The following is an 8,586-nucleotide window of genomic DNA, read 5'->3' as shown; positions in this document are numbered from 1 at the left end:
CGCTCGCACCGCCGCCGGCGCGACCGGCTCCCTGGAGCCGGCCCCGCTGACCGCGACCGCGCAGTCGGGCGTCGCGCTGCCGACCGATGAAACCGCGCTGTCCGACCTGCCGGACGCGGCGACCCTGCTCGATCCGACGTCGGTGAAACCGGAGTCCGCGACGAAGGACGCCGGCCCGGACAAGCCCTTCACCATCGCGGTGATCCGGCAGGAGACGCATCTGCCACCCGTGTTGCGTCTCTCGCCGCTCCAGCAGGTCGCCGAGCCGATCCGGCAGGCGGCTTCGGAACTCGCCACGTCCCGCTCCCAGGATGTCCCCGAGATCGGCACGGCGAAGCCCGGCGGCATCGCCGAGCCGACGAAGATCCTGCACATCCAGCTCAGCCCGGTCGAACTCGGCAGCATCGTCGTCAAGCTGCGCATCTCGCAGGGCGGCATGGAGATCAGGCTCGAGGCCAGCCGCGCCGAAACCGCGCAATTGCTCGCCAATGACCGCGAGGCCCTGCGCGAGATCGTCCGGGCGAGCGGCCATGCGCTCGATCAGGTCTCGGTCGAGACCGTCCATGTCGAATCGGCCGGCGCCGACCCGCGCCCGGGCCAGGATGCGTCCCGCGACGGCGCCCGCGAGGAGGGGGCGGGCCGCGACGGCCGCGGCTTCGACCCCTCGCGCCAGCAGGACCGGCAGAATGATCGGCAGGAGCCGCAACGGCGGGATGCACGCAACGACGCCCCCATCAGCACGGAGGACACCCATGATCGCCGCGAAAGCCCTCGCCCTGGCCGCGACCCTCTTCGCTATCTCTAGCCTGTTCACGCCGGCCGCCGCCCAGACGGTCTGCGAGGAGCACATGATCCGCGTCTCGAAGGCCTACGACATCCCCGTCGGCGTGCTCTATTCCGTGGGGCTGACCGAGAGCGGGCGGCGCAACTCGCTGCAGCCCTATGCGCTCAACATCCACGGCCGCGCCTTCTTCGGCGCGAGCAAGCAAGAGGCGCTGGCCGAATTCCACAGCTCGCGCGCCAAGGGCAAGAAACTGATCGACATCGGCTGCATGCAGATCAACCATCACTACCATCGCGACCAGTTCCCCAGCCTCGACGCGATGTTCGATCCGGCGCTGAACGTCGAATACTCGGCCAAATTCCTGAAGCGGCTGAAGGCCCGCCACACGAGCTGGACCATGGCGGTGGCGCGCTATCACGCCGGGCCGCACAACAACCCGGCCCAGCATCGCTATGTCTGTACCGTCATCCGCAACATGGTCGCTACCGGCTTCGGCCAGTGGACCGACAATGCGCGCTCCTTTTGCGGGGCGAAATACGCCCGCTCCTGAGGCTCCCTCTCAGCGCAGGAAATGGGCCAGCATGATCGTCTTTACGATCTCGGGCATGGTCTCGCGCGGTCGCCGTGCTCGCGCTCGCGGATCAGCGCCGCCCCGGTCAGCACGATCGAGAGCATGGTGATGCTCAAAACCACGTTCATCACCGTCCCGAACCAGCCCTTGTCGAGCTCCGGGTTGAAGCGCACAGCCGCTGGACGAGCTCGACCGGCGACGCCGCCGTCCCGCGCGCCCGCTGGCTGAACGCGGTGATCTCCGACCCGACGATGCTCTGGATGGAGACGTTGCCGCTGAAGGGCTGGGTCATCCGCGTCGCGTCGATATCGAGCTGGATCGCCGGCTTTCGGCCCGCGAGCAGGAGAGCGCCGACGCCGCGAATCGCCACTGACGAGGAGCGGGTCACCGCCGAGGAGGCCTGTGCGCTCCTCGGCGCCGCCTGAACCCCCTCAGGCCAGCCGCTCCAGCGCCGCGCGCAGCAGCGAGACCATCTCCTCGATCTGGGAGGGCTCGCAGATCAGCGGCGGCGACAGCGCGATGACGTCGCCGGTGACGCGGATCAGCAGACCCTTCTCGAAGCAGTCGACGAAGGCCTCGTAGGCGCGCGCGCCGACGGCGCCGGGCCGCGAAGCCAGCTCGATCCCGGCGACGAGGCCGATCGTGCGGATGTCGATGACATGCGGCACGTCGCGCAGCGAATGCAGCGCCTCCTCCCAGAGCGGGGCGAGGGACTTGACCCGCGTCAGCAGCCCCTCGCCGGCATAGATGTCGAGCGTGGCCAGCCCCGCCGCGCAGGCCACCGGATGGCCGGAATAGGTGTAGCCGTGGAACAGCTCGATCGTGGCCTCCGGCCCGCTCATCAGCGCGTCATGGACCTTGCGGGCGGCGAAGACGGCGCCCATCGGGATGGTGCCGTTGGTGATGCCCTTGGCCGTCGTCATCAGGTCCGGCATGACGCCGAAGTATTCGCTCGCGAAGGGCGTGCCGAGCCGGCCGAAGCCGGTGATGACCTCGTCGAAGATCAGCAGGATGCCGTGGCGCGTCGCGATCTCGCGCAGCCGCTCGAGATAGCCCTTCGGCTGCACCAGAACGCCGGTCGAGCCCGCCATCGGCTCGACGATCACCGCCGCGATCGTCTCGGCCCCGTGCAGCGCGACCAGCCGCTCGAGATCGTCGGCGAGCTCGGCGCCATGTTCGGGCTGGCCCTTGCTGAAGGCGTTGCGCTCCAGATCATGGGTGTGGCGCAGATGGTCGGCGCCGGGCAGCAGCGGGAAGACGCGGCGGTTGTTGACCAGCCCACCCACCGTGATGCCGCCGAAGCCGACGCCGTGATAGCCACGCTCGCGGCCGATCAGCCGCGTTCGCGTGCCCTGGCCGATGGCGCGCTGATAGGCGATGGCGATCTTCAGCGCGGTATCGACCGATTCCGAGCCCGAGCCGGTGAAGAAGATCCGGTCGAGCTTGCCCGCGCCCTCACCCGGCGCGATCGCCGCCAGACGCTCGGCGAAATCGAAGGCGATCGGATGGCCCATCTGGAAGGAGGGCGCGTAGTCGAGCGTCGCGAGCTGGCGCTCGACGGCTTGCGTGATCTGCTGGCGGCCATGGCCGGCATTGACGCACCAGAGACCAGCGGTGCCGTCGATGACCTTGCGACCGTCCTCGGTGGCGTAGTGCATCCCCTGCGCCGAGGCGAGCAGCCGCGGCGCCGCCTTGAACTGCCGGTTGGCAGTAAAGGGCATCCAGTAGCTGTCGAGCGAACGAGCGTTCTGCAGGGCCTGCGGCGGTGTGGCGATGGTCATGGGTGATCTCCTCTGCCGGCAGGGAGCACCGTTCGACCGAAACGAACAAGTCTGTTTCAGGCTGCCGACAAATCCTTGTTTTTGCTGACTGCAATCTCAGTATGGTGCAGATATCGACCAGGGAGACCAGGCCATCGTGAGCGACACTGACATCGGCGCGCGGCTGCGCTATCTGCGCACCCGCCAGGGTCTCTCCCAGCGCGCGCTGGCCAAGCGCGCCGGCGTGACCCATTCGACCGTCTCGCTGATCGAGTCCAACGGCGTGAATCCGTCCGTCGGGGCACTGAAGCGCATCCTCGACGGCATCCCGATCGGCCTCTCCGAATTCTTCGCCCTGGAGCCGGACCGCCCGCGCCAGGCGTTCTACCACGCCGACGAACTGGTCGAGATCGGCAAGGGTGGCATCTCCTACCGCCAGATCGGCGAGAACCTGTTCGGCCGCGCCCTGCAGATCCTGAAGGAGCGCTACGAGCCCGGAACCGACACCGGCCGCGTGCCCCTCTCGCATGACGGCGAGGAGGGCGGCATCGTCCTCTCCGGGCGGCTCGAGGTCAGCGTCGACGACGAGCGGCGCATTCTGGGCCCCGGCGATGCCTATTACTTCGAGAGCCGCCGGCCGCACCGCTTCCGCTGTGTCGGGCCGGTCGCCTGCGAGGTCGTCAGCGCCTGCACGCCGCCCTCCTTCTGACCCGCATTGCTTGACCCCGGCGCGTGCCCCGCTCACCTTGACCTCTAACGACTAGAGCTTTGGAGCGAGCCCATGCCCACCGCGACCACAGTCGAGCGCGTGATGCCGATCGGGGCGCTGGCCGAGCGCACCGGCGTCAAGGTCGAGACGATCCGCTATTACGAGCAGGTCGGGCTGCTGCCGCCGCCCGAGCGCTCGGAGGGCAACCAGCGGCGCTATGGCCGGGCCCATGTCGAGCGCCTCGCCTTCATCAAGCATGCGCGCGATCTCGGCTTTGCCGTCGAGGCGATCCGCGCCCTCCTCAGGCTCTCGGACAATCCGGCGATGGCCTGCGACGAGGCCCATGCCATCGCCGTCGCGCACCGCGACGAGGTCCGCCACAAGATCGCGCGGCTGCGCTCGCTGGAGGCCGAACTGGAGCGCATCGCCACCACCTGCTCGGGCGGCGTCGCCGCCTGCGACTGCGCCATCATCGAGGCGCTCGCCGACCATGGCCGCTGTAGCCACGGCGCGCATTGACGCAAGGGCCGCCCCTGCGCCTCCTGTGGAGAAGCGCTGGCGCATGCCCTTCCTGCACGCCATCGCGATTGCGGCGCGAGCCGGCCAGACGCTAGCCTTCGCCGGAACCAGCCGGGAGATCCCATGTCCAGCGACTTCGCCACGCCGCCCGGTCTGAGGCATCGCCAGATCGCGGTGCGCGACACGACGCTGCACGTCGCCGAGGTCGGTGCGGGGCGGCCCGTCCTGCTGCTGCATGGCTGGCCGGAATTCTGGGCGACCTGGCTGCCGTTGATGAACCGGCTCCACCCGGATTTCCGGCTGATCGCGCCCGATCTGCGTGGCTTCGGCGACAGCGCCAAGGCCGCCTCTCCGCGCAGCGACGTCGGCGCCAACAGCCATGCCGACGACATGGCTTCTCTCCTCGGCGCGCTCGGCCTGGAATCGGTCGGCGTGGTCGGCCACGATGTCGGTGCCTATGCCGCGCAGGCTCTGGCGCGACGCCATCCGCAGCTCGTCGAGCGGCTGTTCTTCTTCAACTGCCCGACCCAGAGCATCGCCGGACGCTGGGTCCATGACGGCCATGTCAACGAGGTCTGGTATCAGTCGTTCCAGCAATTGCCGCTGGCCGAGGCGCTGATCGGCCTGAGCCGCCAGTCCTGCGCGCTCTACATCTCCCATTTTCTCTCGCATTGGTGCCAGCGCAAGGATGCCTTCGATCCGGCGCTCGAGCTCTGGATCGACAATTTCATGAAGCCCGGCAACCTGCGCGGCGGCTTCGACTGGTATCGCAGCCAGAATGCCGCTCGGCTGGCGGCCATCGACGGCCATCCCACCCCCTCGGTGCGCATCCACCAGCCGACACGGGTGCATTGGGGTCGGCACGACCCGGTTCTGAAGTCGGAATGGGCCGCCTTCGTGCCCGAGCATTTCGACGATGCGCAGATCACCTTCTGCGAGAGCGCCGGGCATTTCGTGCATGTCGAGGCGCCCGATGAAGCCGCGGAGATCTTCGCGGAGGTCTTCGGCTGAGCGCCGCGCGCGCGGCCGGCCCTCGTTTCCTGGCGAAGCATGCCTAGATAGGCCCTGCGGCAGATGACGAGCGTCATGCGCGCGATCTTCGGAGGACAGGCGATGCCGAGACACCGATCCCGCCCTGCGAGACCTACAACCGCTCGATCCATCCTCGGCGAGAACAAATCCCGATTCCCTGGGAGTCAGCGATTCGACCCCGCTTCGTTCGGGACTCGTTCCGTTTCCTAGTTCATCGCTCGCGTTGCGCCGCCGCGGCCATGCCTCTGGGCGCCGCAAACCGGCGCAGCGCTCACCACGATCGGCGTCGGCCTTGCTTCCTCCACGCTCCCTGCCTCCATCGGTCCGCGCCAACGGCGTCACCGCCGTTCTGGGCCCGACCAATACCGGCAAGACCCATCTCGCGATCGAGCGCATGGTCGCCCATCCGACGGGCATGATCGGCCTGCCGCTGCGCCTGCTCGCCCGCGAGGTCTACCAGCGCGTCGTCGAGAAGGTCGGCGCCGAGGCCGTGGCGCTCGTCACCGGCGAGGAGAAGATCAAGCCGGAGCGTCCCCGCTTCTGGGTCTGCACGGTCGAGGCCATGCCGCGCGACCTGGCCGTGGATTTCGTCGCCATCGACGAGATCCAACTCGCGGCGGATCTCGACCGCGGGCATGTCTTCACCGACCGGCTGCTGAACCGGCGCGGACGCGCCGAAACCATGCTGATCGGTGCCGGCACGATGCGGCCGGTGATCGAGCAGCTCATCCCCGGCGTGAACGTCGTGACCCGGCCGCGCCTGTCGCAGCTGATGTTCGCGGGCGACCGAAAGATCACGCGTCTGGCTCCGCGCTCGGCCATCGTCGCCTTCTCGGTCGAGGTGGTCTACGCCATCGCCGAGCTGATCCGCCGCCAGACGGGCGGCGCGGCGGTCGTCCTCGGCGCGCTCTCACCGCGCACTCGCAATGCCCAGGTCGAGATCTACCAGTCCGGCGACGTCGACTATCTCGTCGCCACCGACGCGATCGGCATGGGGCTGAACCTCGACGTCGACCACATCGCCTTCGCCGCCGACAAGAAATATGACGGCCATCATTTCCGGAAGCTGAACCCGGCCGAGTTCGGCCAGATCGCCGGGCGCGCCGGGCGCCATCTGCGCGATGGCACCTTCGGCACCTCGGGCCGCTGCCCGCCCTTCGAGGCCGATCTCGTCGAGGCGATCGAGAATCATCGCTTCGAGCCGGTGCGGCAGCTGCAGTGGCGCAACACCGATCTCGATTTCCGCTCGGTCGCGCAACTGCTGGACAGCCTGAACCTGCAGCCGACGGAGCCTGGCCTGACGCGCGCGCTGATCGCCGAGGACATGAACACGCTCGAAGGCCTGGCGCGCGATCCCGACATCCGGGCGCTGGCGCAGGGCCGGGCTGCGGTCGAACGGCTCTGGGAGGTCTGCGGCCTGCCCGATTATCGCAAGATCGCGCCGCAGCAGCATGCCGACCTCGCCACCACCCTCTATCTGCGCCTAATGCGCCATGGACGGCTCGATATCGACTGGTATCGTACCCAGCTTTCGGCGCTGGATCGGACCGATGGCGAGATCGACACGCTGTCTGCGCGCATCGCGCAGGTCCGCACCTGGACCTTCGTCGCCAACCGTCCGGACTGGTTGCCCGATCCTGAGCATTGGCAGGGGGTGGCGCGTCTTGTAGAGGACAAGCTCTCGGACGCTCTGCACGAGCGTCTGGCCAGCCGATTTGTCGACCGGCGCACCAGCGTGCTGCTGCGCCGTTTGCGGGAGAATGCGATGTTGGAGGCTGAGGTCACCACGACGGGCGACGTGCTCGTCGAGGGCCAGCACGTCGGAATGCTGCAGGGTTTCCGCTTCACGGCGGACCCCAAGGCCGGCGGGCCGGAGGCGAAAGCCTTGAACATGGCGGCGATGAAGGCGCTGGCCAGCGAGATCGAGGCGCGCGCCGCGCGCGTCGTGCTCGCCGGCGACGATGCCTTCGTGCTGTCGCATGACGGGTTGCTGCGCTGGATCGGCGAGCCCGTCGCCCGCCTCGTGGCCGGCGAGAAGGCGGTCGAGCCCCGCCTCCGGCTGCTGGTCGAAGAGCATCTCGCCGGCCAGGCGCGCGAGCAGGTCGAGGCCCGCCTGCAGCTCTGGCTGAAGAACCACGTCACGCGGCTGCTCGGTCCGCTGCAGTTGCTGGAGGAGGCGACGACGCTGACCGGCATCGCCCGCGGCATCGCCTATCAGGCGGCCGAGGCGCTCGGCGTGCTCGAGCGCGCCAAGGTCGGCGAGGAGATGAAGGCGCTCGACCAGGAGGGCCGCGCCGCGCTGCGCCAGCTCGGCATTCGCTTCGGCGCCTTCCATCTCTATGTTCCCGCCCTGCTGAAGCCGGCGCCGCGCGCGCTGGCCGCCCAGCTCTGGGCGCTCAAGCATGGCGGCCCCGAGCTGTCGGGCCTGGATGACATCGCCCATCTCGCCGCCTCGGGCCGGACCTCCTTCCCGGTCGACAAGGCCGTGCCCAAGGGGCTCTATCGCGCCGCCGGCTACCGCGTCTGCGGCGAGCGCGCCGTGCGCGTCGACATCCTGGAACGTCTGGCCGACCTGATCCGCCCGGCGATCGCCTATCGCCCCGGGGTGACTCAAGGGACCCCGCCGACGGGAACTGCCGACCAGGACGGCTTCGTCGTCACCGGCGCGATGACCTCGCTGGTCGGCTGCGCCGGCGAGGATTTCGCCTCGATCCTGCGTTCGCTCGGCTATGTTTCGGTCAAGCGCGCGGGACCCGCCATCACCGTGCCGCTCGCGGCCGCTCCCGCCAAGCCCGTGCCGGCCGAGCCGGCCGCCGCCGAGGTGGCAGCAGAAGGCGCGACTAGCGAAACCGACGAGGGTTCGGACGCTGCGGCGATCGGCGAAGCCGAGGCCGCCCCGGCCGCTGCTGACCTGACCGACGCCACGACCGACGCCGTCGCACCGGAGGCCCAGGAGGCCGAAACGCCGGATGCGCCGATCCTGACGGCGCAGGAGCTCGAACCGACCCGTGAGGCCGTGCCGGCCGACCTCCTCTCGGCCCTGCCCGCGACCGAGGCGGAACCCGCCGTCGAGCCGGAAGCCGCCGCTGCGGAGGCTTCGGCCTCGACCCCGTCTGCGCCGGCCGAACCCGAGATGATCGAGGTCTGGCGACCGCACCGCCACCAGGGCGGCCGGCGGCCCGAGGCGGCACGCGGCGCCCGCGAAGGCGCG

At 69.3% G+C, this 8,586-nt stretch carries 7 protein-coding genes and 1 pseudogene; 6 read left to right on the top strand and 2 right to left on the bottom strand.

Annotation, left to right across the window (positions count from 1 at the left end):
• Both Q8M82_RS17160 and Q8M82_RS17155 read left to right on the top strand, forming a co-directional pair.
• The coding region (locus Q8M82_RS17160; protein ID WP_305692532.1) for a flagellar hook-length control protein FliK at nt 1-805 on the top strand (805 nt) is incomplete at its 5' end.
• The gene (locus Q8M82_RS17155) at nt 753-1,334 is read left to right on the top strand and encodes a transglycosylase SLT domain-containing protein (protein ID WP_305692531.1); all 582 of its coding nucleotides are present in this window, start codon (nt 753-755) and stop codon (nt 1,332-1,334) included. The genes Q8M82_RS17160 and Q8M82_RS17155, both read left to right, overlap by 53 nt.
• A gap of 71 nt (nt 1,335-1,405) precedes the next feature.
• On the opposite strand, the pseudogene Q8M82_RS17150 reads toward Q8M82_RS17155, so the two are convergent.
• Both Q8M82_RS17150 and aptA read right to left on the bottom strand, forming a co-directional pair.
• A pseudogene (locus Q8M82_RS17150) lies at nt 1,406-1,698 on the bottom strand (hypothetical protein); the annotation flags it as partial.
• A gap of 88 nt (nt 1,699-1,786) precedes the next feature.
• On the bottom strand, nt 1,787-3,136 hold the full coding sequence (aptA, locus tag Q8M82_RS17145; RefSeq protein WP_305692530.1) for an omega-aminotransferase AptA: 1,350 nt from the start codon (nt 3,134-3,136) through the stop codon (nt 1,787-1,789).
• A gap of 136 nt (nt 3,137-3,272) precedes the next feature.
• On the opposite strand from aptA, the gene Q8M82_RS17140 reads away from it, so the two are divergent.
• The 4 genes from Q8M82_RS17140 to Q8M82_RS17125 all read left to right on the top strand — a co-directional run.
• Nucleotides 3,273-3,824: a cupin domain-containing protein gene (locus Q8M82_RS17140; RefSeq protein ID WP_305692529.1), complete on the top strand. Its 552-nt coding sequence runs from the start codon at nt 3,273-3,275 to the stop codon at nt 3,822-3,824.
• Between the two features lie 72 nt (nt 3,825-3,896).
• Nucleotides 3,897-4,343, top strand: a complete 447-nt coding sequence (locus Q8M82_RS17135; RefSeq protein WP_305692528.1) for a MerR family transcriptional regulator — start codon at nt 3,897-3,899, stop codon at nt 4,341-4,343.
• Between the two features lie 123 nt (nt 4,344-4,466).
• The gene (locus tag Q8M82_RS17130; RefSeq protein ID WP_305692527.1) at nt 4,467-5,354 is read left to right on the top strand and encodes an alpha/beta fold hydrolase; all 888 of its coding nucleotides are present in this window, start codon (nt 4,467-4,469) and stop codon (nt 5,352-5,354) included.
• A gap of 313 nt (nt 5,355-5,667) precedes the next feature.
• Nucleotides 5,668-8,586 (top strand): helicase-related protein (locus Q8M82_RS17125; protein ID WP_305692526.1); only part of this gene is annotated, 2,919 nt, incomplete at its 3' end.

Source organism: Allobosea sp. (genome assembly GCF_030694325.1).
GTDB lineage: Bacteria > Pseudomonadota > Alphaproteobacteria > Rhizobiales > Beijerinckiaceae > Allobosea.
This window is presented reverse-complemented; position numbering and strand designations above follow the sequence as displayed.